The sequence below is a fragment of the Fundicoccus ignavus genome (assembly GCF_009659375.1).
Classification (GTDB): Bacteria; Bacillota; Bacilli; order Lactobacillales; family Aerococcaceae; genus Fundicoccus; species Fundicoccus ignavus.
This window is the reverse complement of record NZ_WJQT01000011.1, coordinates 75,853-95,908: the sequence shown is the minus strand read 5'-3', so window position 1 is coordinate 95,908 and position 20,056 is coordinate 75,853. Positions and strand designations below refer to the sequence as shown.

Annotated in this window: 19 protein-coding genes and 1 tRNA gene; 18 read left to right on the top strand and 2 right to left on the bottom strand. The window is 38.2% G+C overall.

From position 1 onward, the window contains the following. Window positions 1–707: 707 nt before the first annotated feature. Entirely contained in the window at window positions 708–1,337 is a 630-nt protein-coding gene (locus GF867_RS08680) for a pentapeptide repeat-containing protein (RefSeq protein ID WP_153832718.1), read from the top strand. A 75-nt stretch (window positions 1,338–1,412) separates the two neighbouring features. Here GF867_RS08680 and GF867_RS08675 read toward each other — a convergent pair. Continuing rightward, window positions 1,413–1,485: transfer RNA gene (locus GF867_RS08675), tRNA-Ala, on the bottom strand. 155 nt (window positions 1,486–1,640) lie between these two features. Here GF867_RS08675 and GF867_RS08670 point away from each other — a divergent pair. From GF867_RS08670 to GF867_RS13700, 13 genes are all read left to right on the top strand, one after another. Continuing rightward, the gene (locus tag GF867_RS08670) at window positions 1,641–2,156 is read left to right on the top strand and encodes a cyclase family protein (RefSeq protein ID WP_153832709.1); all 516 of its coding nucleotides are present in this window, start codon (window positions 1,641–1,643) and stop codon (window positions 2,154–2,156) included. A gap of 131 nt (window positions 2,157–2,287) precedes the next feature. Continuing rightward, window positions 2,288–3,667, top strand: a complete 1,380-nt coding sequence (locus tag GF867_RS08665) for a DUF2130 domain-containing protein (protein ID WP_153832708.1) — start codon at window positions 2,288–2,290, stop codon at window positions 3,665–3,667. 110 nt (window positions 3,668–3,777) lie between these two features. Then, window positions 3,778–4,125, top strand: a complete 348-nt coding sequence (locus GF867_RS08660) for a zinc ribbon domain-containing protein YjdM (RefSeq protein WP_153832707.1) — start codon at window positions 3,778–3,780, stop codon at window positions 4,123–4,125. Between the two features lie 1,493 nt (window positions 4,126–5,618). Continuing rightward, window positions 5,619–7,001, top strand: coding sequence for a 6-phospho-beta-glucosidase (locus GF867_RS08655; protein ID WP_366927799.1), 1,383 nt, complete (start codon window positions 5,619–5,621; stop codon window positions 6,999–7,001). Continuing rightward, a complete protein-coding gene (locus GF867_RS08650; protein WP_153832706.1) occupies window positions 6,994–8,364 on the top strand; it encodes a glycoside hydrolase family 1 protein in 1,371 nt (456 codons plus the stop codon). Before GF867_RS08655 ends, GF867_RS08650 begins: the two co-directional genes overlap by 8 nt. A gap of 15 nt (window positions 8,365–8,379) precedes the next feature. Further along, the gene (locus tag GF867_RS08645; RefSeq protein ID WP_153832705.1) at window positions 8,380–9,486 is read left to right on the top strand and encodes a DUF871 domain-containing protein; all 1,107 of its coding nucleotides are present in this window, start codon (window positions 8,380–8,382) and stop codon (window positions 9,484–9,486) included. After that, window positions 9,486–11,501: a BglG family transcription antiterminator gene (locus GF867_RS08640; RefSeq protein WP_153832704.1), complete on the top strand. Its 2,016-nt coding sequence runs from the start codon at window positions 9,486–9,488 to the stop codon at window positions 11,499–11,501. Before GF867_RS08645 ends, GF867_RS08640 begins: the two co-directional genes overlap by 1 nt. A 19-nt stretch (window positions 11,502–11,520) precedes the next feature. After that, window positions 11,521–11,832, top strand: coding sequence for a PTS sugar transporter subunit IIB (locus GF867_RS08635; RefSeq protein ID WP_153832703.1), 312 nt, complete (start codon window positions 11,521–11,523; stop codon window positions 11,830–11,832). A 2-nt stretch (window positions 11,833–11,834) separates the two neighbouring features. Beyond that, on the top strand, window positions 11,835–12,155 hold the full coding sequence (locus tag GF867_RS08630) for a PTS sugar transporter subunit IIA (RefSeq protein WP_153832702.1): 321 nt from the start codon (window positions 11,835–11,837) through the stop codon (window positions 12,153–12,155). A 20-nt stretch (window positions 12,156–12,175) separates the two neighbouring features. Then, entirely contained in the window at window positions 12,176–12,637 is a 462-nt protein-coding gene (locus GF867_RS08625) for a DUF3284 domain-containing protein (RefSeq protein ID WP_153832701.1), read from the top strand. Beyond that, window positions 12,615–14,036, top strand: coding sequence for a glycoside hydrolase family 1 protein (locus tag GF867_RS08620; protein ID WP_153832700.1), 1,422 nt, complete (start codon window positions 12,615–12,617; stop codon window positions 14,034–14,036). Before GF867_RS08625 ends, GF867_RS08620 begins: the two co-directional genes overlap by 23 nt. 17 nt (window positions 14,037–14,053) lie before the next feature. Further along, window positions 14,054–15,439 carry a PTS sugar transporter subunit IIC gene (locus GF867_RS08615; protein ID WP_153832699.1) on the top strand — a complete coding sequence of 462 codons (1,386 nt, stop codon included), beginning with the start codon at window positions 14,054–14,056 and terminating at the stop codon, window positions 15,437–15,439. A 24-nt stretch (window positions 15,440–15,463) separates the two neighbouring features. Further along, window positions 15,464–15,616 carry a hypothetical protein gene (locus tag GF867_RS13700; RefSeq protein WP_172972643.1) on the top strand — a complete coding sequence of 51 codons (153 nt, stop codon included), beginning with the start codon at window positions 15,464–15,466 and terminating at the stop codon, window positions 15,614–15,616. Window positions 15,617–16,406: 790 nt separating this feature from the next. On the opposite strand, the gene GF867_RS08610 is transcribed toward GF867_RS13700, so the two are convergent. After that, a complete protein-coding gene (locus tag GF867_RS08610) occupies window positions 16,407–16,871 on the bottom strand; it encodes a VOC family protein (RefSeq protein ID WP_153832698.1) in 465 nt (154 codons plus the stop codon). 263 nt (window positions 16,872–17,134) lie between these two features. Between GF867_RS08610 and GF867_RS14370 the strand changes: the two genes are divergently transcribed. From GF867_RS14370 to GF867_RS14050, 4 genes are all read left to right on the top strand, one after another. Further along, window positions 17,135–17,329 (top strand): DUF2568 domain-containing protein, encoded by a 195-nt coding sequence (locus GF867_RS14370; RefSeq protein ID WP_153832697.1) that lies wholly within the window; start codon window positions 17,135–17,137, stop codon window positions 17,327–17,329. 170 nt (window positions 17,330–17,499) lie between these two features. Next, window positions 17,500–18,108, top strand: coding sequence for a ribonuclease H1 domain-containing protein (locus tag GF867_RS08600; RefSeq protein ID WP_153832696.1), 609 nt, complete (start codon window positions 17,500–17,502; stop codon window positions 18,106–18,108). 39 nt (window positions 18,109–18,147) lie between these two features. Next, window positions 18,148–18,975 carry an exodeoxyribonuclease III gene (locus GF867_RS08595; protein ID WP_153832695.1) on the top strand — a complete coding sequence of 276 codons (828 nt, stop codon included), beginning with the start codon at window positions 18,148–18,150 and terminating at the stop codon, window positions 18,973–18,975. 49 nt (window positions 18,976–19,024) lie between these two features. Beyond that, window positions 19,025–19,837 carry a M15 family metallopeptidase gene (locus GF867_RS14050; protein ID WP_153832694.1) on the top strand — a complete coding sequence of 271 codons (813 nt, stop codon included), beginning with the start codon at window positions 19,025–19,027 and terminating at the stop codon, window positions 19,835–19,837. The last annotated feature ends 219 nt before the right edge of the window (window positions 19,838–20,056 follow it).

Below are 20,056 nucleotides of genomic sequence, written 5' to 3'. Positions count from 1 at the left end.
CTTTATGGCTAATGAATAATCGACCAAGAAAATGTCTGAATTATCAAACACCTTTAGAAAAATTCATGCACGAAACTTCATTAATTGAGTAAATAAAAAATTGTCGCAATAATTATTGCAATTCGTCTAATATAAGGAATTATAAGTTTCATAATGATTTACCAAACTTTGTACTTCGATCAGCTTATCGTTTTCCATGGAGGTGGTCGCTTTCAAAGCCTCACTGACGGTCATGTTTTTCCAGCTCAATCACTAAACTATGACTTTGAGCAAAGCGAAGTAGTCAGAGCAAGCTCTGCTGTTAAGAAAATAGACTATCTTAATTTCGTCAATAAAAGCGAAGAGCAAAAGGAGTGTCGACCTGCAGATCGACACGATTTAAACGCCTTGTGGTACTATTTTAATCGTCGTGTAACTTGGGACACGACACTGCATTAGTTCTCTTATTAGAATCATGTTCCACTTTTGAAAACTGGAACACGACTCGCTGCCTATCATGCTCCAGTTTTTGAAACAAAGGCATGATTGTCCAATACAAAGGTCACTTTCAAAGCTTAGTAGGTTGCTTGGGATGTTCTATTTTTCTTTCAATAGCCCATCAGACGAGGTTAACACTTCACGCACCCGTTATACATTTACAAAAACTCCTCAAGATATGCTAGTATTAATCAGTAAACTAACGGAAACAAGGAGGACTCAAATTGAAAATGGATTATCCAAGATTATCACCAGATTTAGAAGTAAAAGATTTTCAAGCACTATTTGCGCAAGAAGATTCTATTCTAGAAAACTGTCGAATAGAAGAGGCAGAATTTGAAAATGAAACGCTTGATAGAATCAATTTGGATCAAGTAGTTTTCTCAAATTGTAAATTTACTCATACAAACTTTGGGCATTTTGATGCTTTGGATGTACGCTTTGAAAATTGTGATTTATCGAATGTGGTGTTTGAAGGAGCTTCAATGCGTCGCGTTGAATTTAGTCGCTGTAAGCTAGTGGGATGTCATTTTCCAGAAGCCTATCTAAATCAGATAAGTTTCCAACAAACCAATCTAAACTTCTCGACCTTCAGTCAGGTGAAAATTGACCACGTTGAGTTTTTAGATAGCCATATGCAAAATACGGATTTCTTCGAATGTAAATTAAAACAAGTTGCCTTTGAACGCTGTGACTTAAACGAAGCAACATTTGAACAAACACCGATGAAGGGTGTAGATCTCAGTCAATCTGAATTTAGTACACTAGCTGTGTCGATGGGAGATTTAAAAGGGTGTCGCGTATCGTCTGCGCAAGCTGTGCAATTTGCGAGGTTATTAGGTTTAATAATTACCGATTAGATTCAAAAAGGGGAGCAAATCCCGCTCGATAAGTAACAAAAAAACGCCCGAAGGCGTTAAAGCAAGGTTATACCATGGAGACAATCGGGCTCGAACCGACGACCTCAACACTGCCAGTGTTGCGCTCTCCCAACTGAGCTATGCCCCCGTAAAGTTACAACTGACTATTATTATACCTGGCAGAAATAAAAATTCAAGCGCTTACTTAATTGAACTTTATGAACATTTTCATGCTGTTTATAATTAAATAGGATTTTGGCTGAGTTTTTAAATATTGACATAACAGGTTAGGAGAGAGATAGAATGAACGTTATCGATTTAACGGCTGCAATATATGACGGGATGCCGGTTTATCCAGGTGATCCAAAAGTTAGCGTCGAACAGATTCAATCCATATCAGAAAATGGTTGGGAATTGCGTCAATTATCGATGGGGAGCCACACTGGGACCCATGTGGATGCTTTTTCGCATATGCACCAAGGAGGTGCGAATCTAGATGAAATGCCTTTAACACGCTTTTTCGGTCCCGCGACATTAGTCGAATTATCCGGCGTATGGCCGTCGGATGTAGGCCTACTATTTAATCAAGCGATTAACGAAAGCTATTTAGACCGACTATTGCTTGCGCGACCACCCTTTGTGGGAGGCGACCTCAGCGAAAATTTAGAAAAAGCTTTATTAGCACACGGCATTGTCACCTATACAGGTTTAGTCAATTTAGATCAACTGCCTGTAGGCGTGCCTTTTACTTTCTACGGCTTACCGTTGAAAATTAGTAACGGTGATGGATCGCCTGTACGTGCAATCGCTTTGTTGTAAAAATTCCCCTCAATATTATGATAAATGTGATATATTATACTTAGACTATTGATGAAGAATTTATTGATGTGGAAAGGCAAATCGCCAGTATTACGAACAAAATATGATTCTACATAAGGAAGGAAGTTTTTATGAACGAAATTAAATGTCCACATTGTGGCAAAGAGTTCACGGTGGATGAAGCGAGTTATGCGGATATTTTGAATCAGGTGCGTACGAAAGAATTTAATGAAGAAATTCATGAAAAACTTGCTCAAGCGAAAGCGCAACATGACAGTCAAGTTGCTTTGTTAGAAGAGCAAACGAAAAATCACTTGGATAAACAGTTAAGTGAAAAAGAGAAAGAAATTGCTGATTTACAGGTGGTCATTAAGGGGCATCAACAAGAAAAAGCAATCGAATTATCTAAAGTTGAAGCGGATATGAAGGAACAACTTTCGAAACAAGCAGCTAAGATTGCAGAGCTAGAAAGTCTCAGTCGTGAAAAAGAGAAAGAACAAGCTTTGTCTTTACAACAAGCTTTGTCAGAAAAAGATAAAGTGTTGGCAGAACTTGAGTCACGCTTAAATGCGAGCGAGACCGCTCAACAATTGGCTGTCACTAAAATTCAAGCTGAGAAGGATCAAGAGTTATTAGCATTGAAAGCTGAATTAAATTTACATACGAAAGAAAGCGAACTAGAAAAGAATAGCTTGAAGGATAAGTATGAGAATGAGTTACGACTGAAAGAAGAAACGATTGCTTTTTATAAAGACTTCAAGGCTAAACAGTCGACGAAAATGATAGGTGAAACCTTGGAACAGCATTGTGAAATTGAGTTTAACCGCCTACGTATGACAGCTTTTCAAAATGCTTCGTTTGGAAAAGATAACGATATATCTAAAGGAAGTAAGGGCGATTATATTTACCGTGAGACTGATGAGAACGGGACGGAAATCATTTCAATTATGTTCGAAATGAAGAATGAAGGCGACGAGACCGCTACCAAGAAAAAGAATGAACATTTCTTTAAACAATTGGACAAAAATCGTCGCGATAAACATTGTGAGTATGCGATTCTAGTTTCAATGTTAGAAGCAGATAATGAACTGTACAACAATGGAATCGTCGACGTGTCTTATGAGTATGAAAAGATGTATGTGATTCGTCCGCAATTCTTTATTCCAATCATTACGTTATTACGCAATGCGGCGATGAACTCATTAGCTTACAAGCAAGAAGTCGCTCTAATGCGTGCGCAGAATATCGATATTACAAACTTCGAAGAAGATTTGGAGACCTTTAAACAAGGCTTTGCCCGCAATTATGATTTAGCCAGTCGTAAATTCCATGATGCAATTCAAGGAATTGATAAGACAATTGCGCAACTTCAGAAGACGAAAGATGCCTTATTATCCTCCGAGAATAATTTACGTCTAGCCAATAATAAAGCTGAGGATTTAACCGTAAAGAAACTTACTAAAAGCAATCCAACGATGAAAGCTAAGTTTGAAGCCTTGAAAAAGGATTAAGCTTTGTTTGATCGAGCATTATCAATATAAAGTTGGCAATTTTTGACGTCGTTACGGCTCGTTTAATATGATAGAATATTGTCTAGTAAATTAAATAGGAGGATTACTTGATGGAGAACTTACCTAATTGCCCTCAATGTGATGCAGAATATACATATGAGGATCGTGGCTTGTTCGTTTGTCCAATGTGTGCCCATGAATGGACAGCAGAGGAAGCAGCACAAGCTGAAGCGGCAGCTACAATTAAAGATTCGAATGGTAATGAACTACAAGATGGCGACACAGTAGTTGTCATTAAGGATTTACCAGTAAAAGGTTCAAAGACAGCAATCAAACAAGGCACGAAAGTGAAGAATATTAAATTATTATTCGACGCAACTGATGGGCATGATATTGATTGTCGTATTGATGGCTTCGGTGCGATGAAACTTAAGTCCGAATTTGTTAAAAAAGCTTAATTCTTACAAAATATGCATCACCATACACACTAGTATTATCTACGACTCAGGATTATATCCTCAGTCGTCAGGTAGCGCTAGTGTGTTTTTAGTATAACAAGTATAATGATTTATTTTTATTTACCCAGCTTTGTACGTCACTCAGATTATTGTTTTCCAAGACAGTGGTCGCTTGCAAAGCTCCATTGATAATCGTGACGTTCTCGGTTTTCTAGCTCAATCGGCTAGGCTCTAATGAAGAATTCGTTGTATTCATTTGATGAGCAACTGCGCCGAATGTCCATAATATAAATCGTTACCACTTTGGAAAACCACTACGGTGAACTACGAGAGTTAGTTTAGCTAAAAGTCAGAAACGGCTTCTAATGTGTCGACTGGCAGCTTGAGTTGGCACATTGACCTACCTAATGTGTCGACTCAGATTTTGAGTTAACATATTAAAAATAAATATCGAAAATATTAGTGATTTTCAGCAGAAAAGTGGGAGTTTAGTTGGGGAATATTAGAATATGAACTGAAAATGCACCTAAAAAGTCACAAACGGCTTCTAATGTGTCGACTGGCAACTTGAGTTGGCACATTGACCTACCCAATGTGTCGACTCAAAATTTGAGTTAGCAAATTAAAAATAAATATCGAAAATAGTAGTGATTTTCAGCAGAAAAGTGGGAGTTTAGTTGCGAAATATTAGAATATGAACTGAAAATGTACCTAAAAAGTTAGAAACGGCTTCTAATGTGTCGACTGGCAGCTTGAGTAGGCACATTGACCTACCTAATGTGTCGACTCAAAATTTGAGTTAGCACATTAGAATATAAAGAATCAATATAATGATGAAATTTACAAATAAAATGATAACTTTGACTAAGTGCGTATGATTTTGTTTATTGTTTTTCAAGACGGTGGTCACTTGCAAAGCTCCATTGATGATCGTGACGTTCGTGGATTTCCAGCTCAATCGGCTAGGCTTTAATGAAGAATTCGCTGTGCTCATAGTCAGAACAGTTGCGCTGATTGTCCGTTATATAAAACGGAAGCTTCTAATCAAACAGATCGGGCGCTTTTCTCTAATAAATCTCCAAAATAGGCGAGTTGAATTAGTGAAAGCTTTGTTAAGATTCACAATAAATCGAAGAAAGACGTTTAATATCCATCAAAATAGTTTTTGCTATATCGATGTCGTAAGTGAGATTTTCCGCTTGATTAAGGAAAGACGTCATTTTCTTTTGAAAAAACGACCAAGTTTTCCGCTTCGTATTTTGGCAGATTGGGTATGGAAATCAGATAGAGATAATATGTTAAAGCTTATTATGGTGGACTTTGTAAGGTTTGCTTTTCTTGTATATATTAAGAAATATTTGATGTATACTAATAGCTCGGTCGGTTAGGTCAGGACTTTTCCGTTTCAAAACGGAAGATGTTTAACCTTAAAAAGGTTTACACGCTTTAGGCTGAGTCTTATGATAAAGGTGAAAGTAAAGGAGTGAGGTCTCGTGAAATTAGTAATTATCGGTGGCGGATCAAGTTACAGTCCAGAATTGATTAGCGGCTTGATTGCCCGCAAAGATACATTGGCAATTGAGGATATCGTGTTAGTAGATGTGCCTGAAGGTGCAACTAAGTTAAAAATCATTGAAGATTTTACTCGACGTATGTTAAAAGCAGCAGGGATTGATTGGCGTGTGTCATCGACATTAGATCGTTTTGCTGCTTTAAAGGACGCAGATTATGTCTTAACACAGTTTCGTGTTGGACAAATGGATGCGCGCTTATTGGATGAAGCGATCCCTTTAACGCATCGCATGATTGGTCAAGAGACAAATGGTGCAGGCGGAATTTTGAAAGCGTTTCGTACAATTGAAGTATTCAAAGGAATTGTGGCTGATATGAAAGCGCAATGTCCTGATGCTTGGTTGATTAATTTCACCAATCCAGCAGGCATGATTACCGAAGCGGTTATTCGTCAAATGGGATGGAAACGCACTGTTGGCTTATGTAATATTCCTGTTGGGCAAGAAAGAGCTGCACGTGAAGTACTTGAGACAGCGAACGTAAGTTTACATCATCAAGGCGTCAATCATTTCCATTTCCATCAAGTTTGGGATGGCGAAGGTGTTGAACGAACACAAGAAGTGATCCAAGGACTCTATGGTCAAGCAGTCGATAATGAGTACACAGTTAAGAATATTGCTAACCTGAACTTTAACACGGAGTTGTTAACGTCGTTAAGCTTATTGCCATGTGATTATCATCGTTATTACTTTATGGAAAACGAGATGTTAGATGAAATGCTTGAGCAATTTGAAAAAGGCGAAATTCGTGCACAACAAGTGAAGGCTGTTGAAGAATCACTCTTCAAGGTTTATGCCGATGAATCACAAGTTACGAAACCTAAAGCGTTAGAAGAACGTGGTGGTGCATATTACAGTGAGGTAGCTTGCGAATTAGTCAATGCAATCGAGAATAATACCCATCAATTACTCGTCGTTTCAACTCAAAATAATGGTGCATTAAAAGAATTGCCAGCGGAGGCTATTGTGGAGACAACTTGTGTGATTACAGCACAAGGACCCATTCCTTTAACCACACCAGACTTACCAGTGTTCGCACGTGGCTACTTACAAACGATTAAAGCAATGGAAGAACTAACTATCCAAGCAGCTTTAGAAGGAAGCTACGATTTAGCTTACCAAGCCTTTTTACTTAATCCATTAATTGAGAATGGTGCAGTGACAGGCGAATTATTACAAGAAATGTTAGTGGCGCATGAAGCACACTTACCACAATTTAAGCAAGTCATTGCTTCTATTAAAGCAACTAAACCAGAGTTAGTTGAAAGAGTGATGAACTTGAAGGAGGAATTATTACATGTATAAATTTCCAGAGGGCTTCCTATGGGGAACATCAACATCAGGCCCTCAAAGTGAAGGTATTGAAGCGGGTGACGGTAAAGGGATGAGTAACTGGGATTACTGGTTCAGTATTGCGCCGGAAAAATTCCACAATCAAGTAGGACCCGACCGTACTTCAACTTTTTACCGTAACTATAAAGAAGATATTGAATTATTAGAACAAACAGGACATACGACTTTTAGACCATCGATTCAATGGTCACGGTTAATTCCAGAAGGTGTCGGGGAAGTAAATCCTAAAGCGGTTGAGTTTTACCGTGATGTCTTTAAAAGAATTAACGCTAAAGGTATTAAACTAATGGTTAACTTATATCACTTTGATATCCCTTATGCTTTACAGGCAAAAGGTGGTTGGGAGAACAAAGAAACTGCTTATGCTTTTCGTGATTACGCAGAAAAATGCTTCGAACTTTTCGGAGATTTAGTAGATACTTGGTTTACGTTTAACGAACCGATTGTTCCAGTTGAAGCAGGCTATTTAGCTGATTTCCATTACCCTGCTAAAGTTGATTTAAAAGCTGCAGTTCAAGTAGCTTATCATACGCAATTAGCCAGCTCATTAGCGGTTGAAGCGTGTCACCGTTTGAATCCAGAACACCACATTAGTGTGATTCTGAATTTAACACCCGCATATCCAAGAAGTGATCAGCCAGGAGATATTAAGGCAGCCCGTATTGCGGAATTATTCCAAGCGAAAAGTTTTCTAGATCCTTCTGTAAAAGGTTACTATCCAGAAGAATTAATTGACATCTTAAAAGCACACGACTTAATTCCAGCTCATACAGAGGAAGAGTTAGCGATAATTCGTGAGAACACTGTTGATTTCTTAGGGGTTAACTATTACCAACCGTTACGTGTTCAAGCACCAACAAAAACGACAGAGCAACCAATGAATTTAGACTTTTATTTCGAACATTATGTGATGCCAGGTCGTAAAATTAACCCACATCGTGGTTGGGAAATCTATGAGACAGGTGTTTATGACATCGCGATGATGATTAAACAAGACTACGATAATATCGATTGGATTTTAACTGAAAACGGTATGGGTGTTGAAGGCGAAGAGAAGTTCAAAGTAGATGGTGCAATTCAAGATGATTACCGTATTGAATTTATCCAAGATCACCTAAAAGAATTACACCGTGCAATTGAAGATGGCGCTAACTGTCATGGTTATATGTTATGGACGTTTATTGATTGTTGGTCATGGCTGAACGCTTATAAAAATCGTTATGGTTTAGTTGAATTAGACCTTGAATCACAAAAGCGTACAATCAAGAAATCTGGTCACTGGTTCAAAGAACTAATCCAGAACAATGGTTTTTAAGAAGGAGGCAATTCAATGAATTTAGGTTTTTCACTCTATCCAGATGCACATTCACTTGAGACGATGACCGAATATATTGAAAGATTGACACGCTATCCGTTCCGACGTGTATTCCTGAGCTTACTTCAATTAGATACGACGGACGACGCAATGATGGCGAAATATCAAGCCATTATCCAATTGTGCCGCAGCAAGAATCTCTTTGTAGTCGCTGACATTAATCAACAATTGATTCAACAATTAGGTTGGCAAAATCAATTAGTGACGGCAGGTAAATCCTTTGGTTTAGACGGCTTACGATTGGATGAACCACTTGAAACCCAGGCGATGATTGAAGTGATTAATAATCCACACCATTTCAAAATAGAGCTTAACATCAGCCAAGCGAACCAACTTTTAGAATATCTTCTAAAAAATGGTGCTAGAAAAGATAATATTATCGGCTGCCATAATTTCTATCCGAAACGCTTTACGGGCCTGTCGTATCCGCACTTTGTTGAAACTACACAAACCTATAAAGATAATGAGATTTTAACAGCAGCCTTTATTTCAGCTACAAGTGCCAGTGAAGGACCTTGGCCAGTTTCTGAAGGTTTACCGACATTAGAAAACCATCGTGATATGGCGTCTACTAGTCAGCTGAAAGAATACATCTATCAAAACTTGATTGATGATGTCATTATTTCCAACCAATTTGTCAGTGACGAAGAATTAGCTGATTTAATGACAGTTTTATCTTCAGAAAAATTATTAGACATCGAAACATTAGATGATTTAACTGAAGCGGAAGCAAAAGTGTTAGCTTTCGATCATCATTACCGCAATGATATTTCAGAATATGTTTTACGCTCGACAATGACTCGTGTTGTTTATCATGAAGAAGATTTTCCAGCGCGTGAACAGTCAAAGGCAGTTAAGCGCGGTGATATACTTATCGACAATAATGAATATGGTCGTTATAAAGGTGAGTTACAAATTGCGTTAAAAGACTTTGAAGTAAGCGATAAAACCAATATTGTCGGCTGGATTAAACCAACTGATTTACCTTTGTTAGCTTACATAAAACCTAACGATACTTTCAGACTGCTAAGAAGTGGCCATGAAAAGCAGGTGGATCATTAATGAGTGAACATACACCAATTCCTCATAAAGAAGCTCAAGTGATTCAGCATTTGTATAATCATCTAGGAGAATTTCTTTCAAGCAATCAAATTGGTGAGCACTTAGACAGCTCGGATCGCACCGCTCGCAAATACATTCATTTGAGTGAAGAAATCGTCACTCAACATGGTGCCGAAATTGAAATCAAGAAAGGTTATGGTTATCGCTTAGTAATTCAGGATGCGACTAAATTTAATCACTTCTTGGATGAAATGAGAAAAGAGCAGAGTAAACTGACAGATGTTTATGGGATTACCCAGACGGAAGACCGCGAACGCTATCTCTTAAGCAAAATATTTCTCGAAAACCAAAAACTAACCGTAATGGAATTTGCGAAGGAATTGTTAGTAAGTCGTTCGACTATCATGCATTTACTACAAAGTGTGCGTGAACAACTTAGTAAATACGAACTGACATTAAAGAATGATACCAACGAAGGGATTCAAGTACACGGAGCAGAAATTGAAAAGCGCCGTTTTATTCTGAAATACTTCTTTGGCTCAGATACAATGAACCATTTCATGAAATTGAACCGAATTGATGAAAGAGAAGAAGGCTTTACGGTTGAAACCTTGTCGATTATTGTGTTGGAAGAATGTCGTAATGGTTCAATTCAATTATCGGATTATGTGATGCAAAACTTGGTCATTCATTTGGCCCTTGCGATTATTCGCATTAATGCGGGCAACGTCTTAGAGACATCGCCAGTTTCTGGTGGCGTTGATTTGACACGTGAGATGGTCATTGCCGATAAGATTATTCAAAGAATTGAAGCGGCAGTCGATATTAAGTTTCCTGAAGATGAGTCCATGTATATCGGTTTACATTTGAAGTCACGCTCAAATCAACCCGCAACGGATGATCAACAGTGGGATGACCAAGCAAACGATATGCAGTTACAAGTAATGGAGACATTATTGGAAATTGATCAATCGGGAGAGTTACGTTTTAAATTAGATGCTAAATTGTTGATGGGATTAAATGCTCATTTTGAGCCATTAATGACGCGTTTGAAGATGGGCATTCCACTTAAGAACCCTTTGTTAAAAGAAATCAAAGTGAATTATCCAGAGGTTTTCCGTATTACGAAAGAGTATTTCCAACATATGCCGCTCTTAGCTCAATATAAAGTTGATGACCATGAGTGGGCCTATATTACCTTGCATTTATTAGCTGCGATTGAAAGAAGTTATCAAAGTCATCAATTGAAAGTCATCGTGATTTGTGCGACTGGCTTAGGTAGCGCACAAATGTTACGCAACCGCCTTGAAAATGAGTTTGGTAAAAGTATCCAGATTATCGATGTGATTAGTTACTATCAATTGTCGGATCGTTTGTTAGAGGATGTTGACTTAATCATTTCTACTCTAGAAATCTCAAACACATTTTTCAACGTACCGGTTGTGAATGTCAGTGTATTTCTAACGGATGAGAATATTTCAGAAATTGATCGCCATATTAAATCAGAAGCTAAACGCTCTGTGAACACAAAACCCAAACAAGAAAACTCATCTAAGTTGGAACAGATTTTTGAGAAGTATTTTGACCCTGTGAGGTTTGTCTTATTGGAAGGAAAACACAATCGAGTGGATGTCCTGCGTGATATGATTCAGCGCTTGAGTGATAACGATAATGCTGGTTTTGTCGATGATTTCATGCAACATATTGAGTTGCGGGAATATTATGGCACGTTAGCTTTCTCGGAAAGTGTGGCTTTTCCTCATCCTTCGACGCCCCTTGGTATTAATAGCGAAGTGGTGGTGGGCTTGGTTCCCGAAGGAATGCAATGGGATGCTGAACACCCTGAGGTGAAATTTGTCATTTTAATGTCGCCATCGAAGTTAGCGAATAAAGACTTGAACTTAGTGACGGATTATTTCGTCGATTTCGTTCAAAGACCGGATATACAAGCTGAATTGCTAGCCAATCCGACTTTTGAACATTTCAAATATATGTTTATTAATAATAAAAATTAAAGATAAGGGAGTAATTATAATGAAAGAAATTATGTTAGTTTGTAACGCTGGTATGTCTACTAGTATGTTAGTCACAAAAATGCAAAAAGCAGCTGAAGCACAAGGTGTTGAAGCAAAAATCTGGGCAGTATCTTTATCTGAAGTGGATGAAAATGTTAAAAACAACAACATCCAAGCAATCTTAGTAGGCCCACAAGTAAAATTTGTCGTGAAGCAACTTAAAGCAAAATTCGAACCAGAAATTCTAATTAGCGATATTGCCATGGTAGATTACGGAAGAATGGACGGAGAAAAAGTATTATCTCAAGCCCTTTCTATGATAGGAGATTAATGATGAGCGAACCAAACAATTTAGAAGCAATCATGGGTTTAATCATGTATGGTGGCGACGCAAAAGGTAAAGCAGTTGAAGCTTTACAAGCAGCTAAGGAAGGAGACTTTGAAGAAGCCGCAGCTTTACTAGACCAAGCTAACGAATCGTTAGTAACAGCGCACCGTTCGCAAACAAGTTTGTTAACGAATGAAGCGCAAGGTGAGTCCGTAGAAATTTCATTATTATTAATTCACGGCCAAGACCACTTAATGAACGCGATTACGTTTATTGATTTAGTTCGTGAGATGATTGATCTTTACAAAAAATTAGCAACAGCTTAAAGAAAAGGTGAAGGAAGATTATGGAAGTATCAAAGGTATATCAAGCAAATGCTGAATCGGTGTTCGAATTTTTAAAAGCTTCTTTTAAAAATGACTATGAAAGAAATACAAAAACATTGCTGAGAAGCGGTGACTTGAAGCCTGGGCTGAAATTTACCAAAAATTTCGGTACAAAGAACCAACATAGTGTAATGGTTGAGGTGGAGAAAATGACTGCACCTCACCATTACCGTATCCTCCTTAATTCTTCAAGAGGTACTAATGTGATCGAGTATTTAATTGAACCACATACAGCAGACGAAATTGAAGTAACGTATCGTGAAGAATATCTAGATATGGGCTTTTTCACGAAGTTAAACAATAAACTATTAACACCACTATTTCGCAAGAAATTAGAGAGTCGTATGATGGCTCAATTGGATCAATTAATTCATTATTCAAACAAAGAAAGGACAGACTATGTCAGAGAGAATATTTCCTAATAACTTCTTATGGGGATCAGCATCTGCTGCTTACCAAGTAGAAGGAGCCTGGGACAAAGATGGTAAAAGTGAATCAATCTGGGATAAATACGTACGTATTCCTGGAACAACATTTAAAGAAACGAACGGGAATTTAGCCGTTGATCATTACAACCGTTACAAAGAAGACGTTCAATTAATGGCAGACTTAGGCTTAAAAGCTTATCGTTTTTCAATTGCTTGGACACGTATTCTACCTAACGGACGTGGTGAAGTAAATCAAGCTGGTATTGAGTTCTACTCAAATTTAATCGATGAGCTAATTGCACATAACATCGAACCTGTTGTGACAATTTATCACTGGGATTTACCACAAGTCTTACAAGATGAATATGCAGGTTGGGAATCACGTGAAATTATTGAAGATTTCGTAAACTACGCTGCAGTCTTATTTGAAGCCTTTGGTGACCGTGTTAAATACTGGGTAACTTTAAATGAGCAAAACATTTTTATGACTTTAGGTTATGTGCAAGCGGTTCATCCACCGAAAGTTAGCAATTACCAACGCATGTACAATGCCAACCATATTGCTAACTTAGCTAATGCTTTAACGATTAAGAAATTTAGAGCAATGGGTATGACTGGAAAAATCGGACCAAGTTTTGCTTATAACCCAGCATATTCAATCGATTCAAAACCTGAGAATGTGATTGCAGCAGAAAACTATGAAGCATTTAACAGTAGCTTCTGGATGGATGTTTATATCAATGGTAAATACCCGAAAACTGTTTTGAAAGGGCTTGAGAAGTTAGATGTAACAATTGATATTCGTCCTGAAGATCATGAAGTTCTAGCGAATAGCCGTCCAGACTTTTTAGGTATTAACTATTACCAAACAAACACTGCCGCATATAACCCAGAAGATGGCGTATCAATCGGTAAAATGAACACAACGGGCGAAAAAGGCTCTTCTGAAGAAGCGGGTGTCCCTGGTTTCTTTAAACGTGTTCAAAATCCATTTGTTGAGCGTACAAACTGGGATTGGGAAATCGATCCTCAAGGCTTGAAATTAGGAATTAAGCGTATTACGAACCGTTACGATATTCCGGTCATGATTACGGAAAATGGTTTAGGTGAGTATGACAAACTTACAGAAGACAAGCAAATTCATGATGACTACCGCATTGATTACTTAAGTAGCCATGTGGATGCGATTGGTGAAGCGATCGCTGAAGGTTCTGAAGTCATTGGTTACTGTACATGGTCATTTACTGACTTACTTTCTTGGCTGAATGGTTATCAAAAACGTTACGGTTTCGTTTATATTGATCGTGAAGAAGATGATGCAACGGCTAAGTTAACCCGTTATAAAAAAGATAGCTATTATTGGTATCAAGAATTAATAAAAAAACATAGTTAATAGGGAGGATTTTCAAAATGTCTTTTAAAGATACATTTACTGAAAAGTTCATGGAAGTATCAGGAAGAATCGGATCACAACGCCATTTAGGTGCGATTCGTGACGCTTTCATCGCGGCTATGCCAATCACTATGGCAGGGTCAATCGCAGTTTTACTTAACGTATTCTTACGTGATGTACCAGTAAACCTTGGTTGGGACGGCTTTGCTTCAGCAATGGCACCAATCGTTGAGATTAACGGTTACGTATACGGTGGAACAATCGCTGTAATGGCAATGTTCTTTGCTTTCTCATTAGGTAGTAACTTAGCAGAAAGCTACGGCGTTAACTCATTAGCAGGTGGTTTAATTTCATTCGCAAGTTTTATCGCAGTCATTCCACAAACATTAAACTTTACAACTGACTTAACAGGTGTAGACTCAACTACTTTATCTGCTTTAAGTAACTTTGGCTTAAGTGTAACATCTTCAACAGATGCAGCCTCATTAACAACAAGTGGTTCTGGAGTTCTTGGTTTATCTTATCTTGGCGCAACTGGTTTGTTTAGTGCTCTTATTATTGGTATGATGTCAACAATGATTTATTCATTCTTGATGAACAAAAACATCACAATTAAACTGCCAGATACAGTACCACCTGCAGTAACAAAAGCGTTTGCTGCAATTATTCCTGGTACAGTTGCAATTTATGTTTCAGCTATCATCGGTTACTTAGCGTATACAGTAACTGGTTTACCATTAACTGACTTAATTTCTCAATATATCCAACAACCATTAATGGGCTTATCACAAGGTTTAGGAAGTGTTATCTTCTTAACTTTCTTAGTTCAATTATTCTGGTTCTTCGGATTACACGGTCACAACGTTTTAGCACCAATTATGGATGGTGTCTACGGAGCTGCATTAAACGAAAACACTGCTGTTTATGAAGCAACAAGAGATATCGCTCAATTACCTTGGGACTGGACTCGTGGATCATTTGATGCTTACGCTCAAATGGGTGGTTCAGGTGCAACATTAGCCTTAATCATTGGTATTCTATGGATGTCTAAACGTGAAGACCACCGTACTATTGCAAAATTATCTGCACCTATGGGAACCTTCAACATTAACGAGCCAGTAGTCTTTGGTATGCCAATTGTGTTAAACCCACAATTTGCTATCCCTTGGTTAATTACACCACCAATCCTAGCAACAATTGCTTACTTAGCAACTAGCTGGGGCTTAGTACCACCAGTATTCTTAGCAGTTCCATGGATTACACCTCCAGGACTATATGCTTACTTGGCAACAGGTGGTAGCTTAGCAGCTGGATTGTTATCAATCTTCAATATTGTTGTCGCATTCTTCATCTATTTACCGTTTGTGTTAATGTCAAACCGCGTAAAAGCAGAAGAATTTTAATTATAAATGAAAAGGGTGATACAGATGAAAAGTCAATGGCAATTATTGTTAATCGCAATTGGATTAGTCCTGATCACGCTTAGTCCAACCCAATCTGGTATGTATTTACAGATTATCAGTGGTTTAGCTTTCATTGGTTTAGGTTTCTACCTACTAAAGAAAGATAAAAAGAAATAAACATCGAACGTCTCAACTTTAAAAGGTTGAGGCGTTTTTTTATAATATAAGGGTTTATAAGTTTTATGTTGATTTATCAAGCTTTATACTACGTTCAGCTAATTGTTTTCCAATGCGGAGGTCGCTTTCAAAGCCTCACTGACGTTCGTGCTTTTCCAGCTCAATCGGCTAGGGGTGTCTAATTCGCTGCGCTCAAAGTCACACCAAGCTACGCCGATTGCCCTTTGTACCGCTATGGAAAACAATTAGCTGATCTAAGTTAAATATTCCAACAAAAGTAAAACGATATAATCAAATTATACTGCTAAACAGAATTTGAAAATCTCGGACTTGTCCGAGGTTTTCTTATGTGATTATAAGGTTCAGTTTGATTTAACAAGCTTTTTGTTTCGGTTAGCTGAAAGCAGGATATATTATAAAGCAGAGAGCAAAAGAAGTGTCGACCAGTAGGTTGACACGATTGAAACACCTTATTTTTCTGAGATAATCGTCGTAGTTCGTGGGACACGATACCTTCTTGATTTTCTTGTAAAATAATGATTTGAATACTAATTTATTTGCGGTATCAGATCCCTGTTTGTAAAAAGTGAAGACAGCTAGGTTCATGATTATATAGAGGTTTTTTTAAACGGATAAAAATTCATATATTGACTAAGTCTTGAGATATTAGATATACACATTTGCAGTGAATTATGGGAGTCTGGATTTCACTCACATGTTTAAGGCCAAGATGTCCAATAAAACCAAGCCCCACAAATCACGCGTGCGATTTGAGAGGCTTAGGGAATGACTATTTGGCTGCTTCTAATTCAGAGATAATGATTTTTTTCATGCTCATGAGCGCCTTTATTTGGGCATCGGTTTGTTGAAGCTCAGCAATATTGTTGGGGACGATTTGCCAGGAAAGTCCATATCTATCTTTGACCCAGCCGCATTGTTCAGACTCTGGTACATGAGAAAGTTTTTCCCAATAGTAGTCAATCTCTGCTTGATTTTGGCATTCAATCGTAAAGGAAATTGCTTCAGAAAAGTGGAAGATTGGGCCACCGTCTAAACCAATAAACTTTTGTCCGTTTAGGTAAAATTCTGCTGTAATGACCTTACCGGCCATACCAACAAAATGTTCGTTTAGATTTTCATTAGGATAATAAACCATTTGGCTAATACGAGAATTAGGGAAAATAGTGACATAGTCATTGACGGCTTCTTCGCAATTGTTATCGCCAAACCAGAGCGATGGAACGATTTGCAACATGATGACCCCACCTTTCTTCTAGTTGAGTTAAGCTTATCAGAGAATGATTAGTTGGTAAAAGAAGAGAGCTTGGATTAAGAAAAAAGTAATGATTGGGAATCTTTCTTAGAGCATTGAAAAAGTTTTTCAAAGTGAAGATTGTTATACTATTGTTTAGGCGAAGAGTTTCGCTTGAAGGAGTGAAAGAGGCTTTGTTGTCATAGGAGCACATGGTATAATAAGAGGTAACTTGATATAAATAAGCATATAATAAGGCGCTGACGATGGAACGGTTAAAAGGATTGAATCATTATTTGCTGATGTTTACTTTAGAACTCGTGGCACTTGTATTTGTGGTATACGTTGCGTGGACTGGATTTGCGAATATCTGGCTGAGACTGTTGTTCGGTGCGGTGTGCTTAGTGATTTTCGTAGTTCTTTGGGGGCGTATTTCGTTCCGAAAACAACGATACGTATGAGAAGCCCTTGGATTTTATGGGGGAAATTGCTTCTTTTATCTGTTCCTGCCTATAAAATGGCTAGGCATGGTCAAAACAGAGTGGTGATCAATTATGTGCTAGTTGTGCTGAGCCACTTGCTGCTGTTAGCTTATCAAGTGACAATATTAAAAAAATTTAGGAGTTATTGAATGGCAAAGTTTTATGCAATTAGAAAAGGGCGTCAACCAGGGATCTATACAACATGGCCAGAGGCTCAGAAACAAGTATTGAAATTTGCGGGTGCGCAATATAAATCTTTCCCAACGAAGGCTGAAGCAGAAGCATATCTTAACGGTGGGAATCAAATGCAGTTTAATGACGGACATCCGAAAGATGTGTTAATTGCTTATGTCGATGGTTCGTTTAATAAAGTGTTACGTCAATATGGTTCAGGGATTGTTTTTCTGAAAAATGAAACGGTTCTGACGAAGTTGTCGATTCCAGGTAATGATCCATTGTATGTGGATAGTTATCAAATTGCGGGTGAAGTTATCGCAACGGTTGAGGCGGTTAAATGGGCGAAAGCACAAGGTGAAGCCCGTGTAGTGATTTATTACGATTATCAAGGGATTGAGTCTTGGGCAACTGGTGAGTGGAAAGCTTCTAAGCCAGTGTCGCAGAATTATAAAAAAGCCTTTGATGAAGTTGCTACAGGGATGCAGGTTGATTTTGTGAAGGTGAAGAGCCACACCGGGGTGGAGTTTAACGAGATGGCTGATGAGTTAGCCAAACATGCAGCTTATCAAAGATTATCTTAAAATGATGGCAAAATATGAGTGAAGAAAAGGGGTAGTATTTTGAAATTAATTTCTTGGAATATTGATTCATTGAATGCGGCATTGACGAGTGATTCAGCGCGTGCATTATTATCTAGAGAAGTTTTAAATACGATTGTGGCGAATGATGCGGATGTGATTGCGATTCAAGAAACGAAGTTGTCTAGTAAAGGTCCAACTAAAAAACATTTAGAGATTTTAACTAACCATTTACCTGATTACGAAGTTGTCTGGAATAGTTCAATTGAGCCTGCGCGTAAGGGATATGCAGGTACGATGTTCTTATTCAAAAAAGAATACAATCCAATTGTGACCTTCCCGACAATTGGGGCACCAAGTACGATGGATTCTGAGGGACGAATTATTACGTTAGAGTTTGAAGAATTTTTTGTGACGCAAGTTTACACACCCAATTCAGGAGATGGTTTGTCGCGTTTAGCTGAGCGACAACAATGGGATGTTCAATACGCAGAATATTTAGCTGAATTGGATGCTAAGAAACCTGTGATTGCATGTGGGGATTATAATGTGGCCCATCAAGAAATTGACTTGAAAAATCCGAAAGCCAATCGTCGTTCTGCTGGCTTTACTGATGAAGAGCGTGCTGGCTTTACGAATTTGTTAGCCAAAGGCTTTACGGATACATTCCGTCATATTCATGGCGATGTTGAAGGGGTCTACTCTTGGTGGAATCAACGAGCCAAAACCAGCAAAATTAATAATTCTGGCTGGAGAATTGACTATTGGCTAGTGAGTGATCGCTTAGCTGAAAAGGTAAGTGAGTCATCGATGGTTGATTCAGGGACACGTCAAGATCATACACCATTGTTATTAGAAATTAGTCTGTAATTAGAGAGCGTCAGCTAGAGAAGTAATCACGGAAAGTAGGCTGTATATTGTGAAAAGAAAATGGTTACTAAATGTTTTAATAGTTTTAACTTTACTTGCGCCTCAAACTGCGAGTGCGATAACCTTACTTGAACCAGAATTAATCGAACCTTTTGGGAGTGATTTAACCGTTGCAGAATTAATTGAAGCTTTACCTGAGAGTGCTGATTTAGAAGATCCGTTTCTCATGTTAATCAATCGTGATAATCGTATCGAGGTGGATTTGACAATGGAATTTGCGGCGACTGCGAGCGGTCATTATTATAATGCTGCTGTACGTGATCCGTTTAATGACATGATTACGGCAGCTGAGGAGGCTGGCTATTATTTCCAAACTGTGTCGGCTTATCGTACGATGGCTTATCAAGCGGCAAACTTTGATGCGCGATATTATAGTAACTTAAATTCAGGAGTTTCAGAAGAGGAAGCCTATGCTTTAACGGATATGTTTGTGGCGCCAGCGGATGCAACGGAACATTCGACCGGCTTGGCTTTTGATTTACTAGGCTATGACTATAATGAATATGGACGTGATTTGCATCAGGTTTATGGACAATATGGTTCAGCGATTTGGTTAGCAGAAAATAGTTCTGAATTTGGGTTTGTTTTACGTTATATGCAAGGCAAACAACATGTTACGGGTTATGAGTACGAACCTTGGCACTTCCGTTATGTTGGTGAAGAGAATGCAGCCTTTATGACGGAACATGGATTGACATTAGAAGAGTATTTAACGTTAATTAGCCTACGTGAAGAACAAGGTGAAAAATCTGAAGAAGATGACACTCAAAAAGAAGCAACTGATTCTGAAGTAACTGAATAATAAAGATAGAAAAACTCTGCAAGTCGACGGAATAAGTGGCTTGCAGAGTTTTTGTTGTACTATAAGGGATGACAAGTTTTAGGTTGTTTTACCAAGCTTTGTGCTTCACTCAGAAGGCGGTGGTCGCTTTCTTTATTGATAGTCAGAGCAAGCTGCGCCTATTGTCCTTTATACCGCTTTGGAAAATAAGTCGCTGAGCTAAGCGTAGCGTTTGAATAA

Excerpts from the sequence above, each read along its gene's own strand:
- GF867_RS08680 (WP_153832718.1), top strand. The coding sequence starts at position 708 with ATGGATTATCCAAGATTATCACCAGATTTAGAAGTAAAAGATTTTCAA.
- GF867_RS08660 (WP_153832707.1), top strand. The coding sequence starts at position 3,778 with ATGGAGAACTTACCTAATTGCCCTCAATGTGATGCAGAATATACATAT.
- GF867_RS08640 (WP_153832704.1), top strand. The coding sequence starts at position 9,486 with ATGAGTGAACATACACCAATTCCTCATAAAGAAGCTCAAGTGATTCAG.
- GF867_RS08600 (WP_153832696.1), top strand. The coding sequence starts at position 17,500 with ATGGCAAAGTTTTATGCAATTAGAAAAGGGCGTCAACCAGGGATCTAT.
- GF867_RS13700 (WP_172972643.1), top strand. The coding sequence starts at position 15,464 with ATGAAAAGTCAATGGCAATTATTGTTAATCGCAATTGGATTAGTCCTG.
- GF867_RS08615 (WP_153832699.1), top strand. The coding sequence starts at position 14,054 with ATGTCTTTTAAAGATACATTTACTGAAAAGTTCATGGAAGTATCAGGA.
- GF867_RS14370 (WP_153832697.1), top strand. The coding sequence starts at position 17,135 with ATGGAACGGTTAAAAGGATTGAATCATTATTTGCTGATGTTTACTTTA.
- GF867_RS08650 (WP_153832706.1), top strand. The coding sequence starts at position 6,994 with ATGTATAAATTTCCAGAGGGCTTCCTATGGGGAACATCAACATCAGGC.
- GF867_RS08610 (WP_153832698.1), bottom strand. The coding sequence starts at position 16,871 with ATGTTGCAAATCGTTCCATCGCTCTGGTTTGGCGATAACAATTGCGAA.
- GF867_RS08630 (WP_153832702.1), top strand. The coding sequence starts at position 11,835 with ATGAGCGAACCAAACAATTTAGAAGCAATCATGGGTTTAATCATGTAT.
- GF867_RS08625 (WP_153832701.1), top strand. The coding sequence starts at position 12,176 with ATGGAAGTATCAAAGGTATATCAAGCAAATGCTGAATCGGTGTTCGAA.
- GF867_RS08670 (WP_153832709.1), top strand. The coding sequence starts at position 1,641 with ATGAACGTTATCGATTTAACGGCTGCAATATATGACGGGATGCCGGTT.
- GF867_RS08645 (WP_153832705.1), top strand. The coding sequence starts at position 8,380 with ATGAATTTAGGTTTTTCACTCTATCCAGATGCACATTCACTTGAGACG.
- GF867_RS08665 (WP_153832708.1), top strand. The coding sequence starts at position 2,288 with ATGAACGAAATTAAATGTCCACATTGTGGCAAAGAGTTCACGGTGGAT.
- GF867_RS08620 (WP_153832700.1), top strand. The coding sequence starts at position 12,615 with ATGTCAGAGAGAATATTTCCTAATAACTTCTTATGGGGATCAGCATCT.
- GF867_RS08635 (WP_153832703.1), top strand. The coding sequence starts at position 11,521 with ATGAAAGAAATTATGTTAGTTTGTAACGCTGGTATGTCTACTAGTATG.